At 64.5% G+C, this 1,267-nt stretch carries 1 protein-coding gene; it reads right to left on the bottom strand.

The window, feature by feature from the left end; translation table 11 throughout:
• Positions 1-34 precede the first annotated feature (34 nt).
• Complete coding sequence (locus AC1DDO_RS23005; RefSeq protein ID WP_476868120.1) at positions 35-1,219, bottom strand: IS30 family transposase; 1,185 nt, start codon at positions 1,217-1,219, stop codon at positions 35-37.
• Between the last annotated feature and the right edge of the window lie 48 nt (positions 1,220-1,267).

The raw sequence follows: 1,267 nt of genomic DNA, 5'->3' as shown, positions 1-1,267 counted from the left end.
CGGCAAAGTCAACTGGTGGGAGCAACGCCGGGGTTTAGGCTGCGTGCAGCAGCTGGTTCAGCCGGCTGGCTGGGGTTTCGAGGTTGAGGGTGGGCCGGGGCCGGCGGTTGAGTTTCGCGGCGACCAGCCGGAGGTCCTCGGGGGTGTGGACGGAGAGGTCTGAGCCTTTCTCGAACCAGAACCTGAGGAGGCGGTTGGTGTTCTCGTTGGACCCGCGTTGCCAAGGTGAGTGCGGGTCGCAGAAGTAGAGCGTGGTGTCCAGTGCGGTCTGGATCCGGGCATACTCCGCGAGTTCCGAGCCCCGGTCCCAGGTGATCGACCGTCGCAGGTGATCCGGGAGCTGGCCCATCTCCCGGATCATCGCGGCCGCAACGGTGTCGGCGGTGTGGTTCCCGGGGAGGTGGAGGAGGATCGTGAACCGGGTCGAGCGTTCAACAAGGGTGCCGATCGCTGTCCCGTCGGAGCCGATGATGAGATCACCTTCCCAGTGCCCGGGGACCGCCCGGTCCTGGGCCTCGGCGGGCCGCTCACTGATCTTGAACGCTTCCTTGTAGGGGCTGTTCTTATGCCGGTCCGCGGTGTGGGGGATGCGTTTCTTCCGTTTCAGGCTGAGCTTTTCCGCCAGGTCCGCCCGCAGACTTCCGCGGGTTTGAACGTATAGCGCCTGGTAGATCGTCTCGTGGCTCACCTGCATAGTCTGATCATCGCCGAAGTGAAACGCCAACATCGAGGAGATTAGTTTCGGGCTCCACCCGTCATCCATCCACACCCCGATCAGCCCGCAGAGCGGCTCGTTCAGGAGGAGTTTCAACGGCTTGGGCCGGCGCCTGGCTTGGTGGGCCCGCGCATGGGCCACGGAGGCGTAATACTCCCTGTCCGGGCCCGTGTTACGGTTCACCTCACGCCAGACCACGGACTTGTTGCGGCCGATCGCCTTGGCAATCCCGGCATAACTGAGCCCACTTCTCCGGCCCATCTGGATCATGCCCCGCTCCTCCGCGCTCAAGGCCCGCCCTCCCGGCCCTTCCGGGGCGGGAACCGGATCCGCGAGACCGCCGCCGGGACCCATAACTATGGTCATCTGACCAGACTCGGCCCACCAATTCGTCCCGGTGCCGCCCGACGCACCGACACGCCGGGCGGCACCCAGGATCGACATCCCTGCGCATACCAAATCGAAGAATTCAGTGCGCGCATCCAGGGAAAACACTCTGGCCATCTAACGCTCCATCAATCAGAGCGTTGCTGCGACCATATGACTCTGCCG

This window comes from Arthrobacter sp. 10N43 (genome assembly GCF_056394525.1).
This window is presented reverse-complemented; position numbering and strand designations above follow the sequence as displayed.

Coding starts and splice junctions, on each gene's coding strand:
- AC1DDO_RS23005 (WP_476868120.1), bottom strand. CDS start 1,219: ATGGCCAGAGTGTTTTCCCTGGATGCGCGCACTGAATTCTTCGATTTG.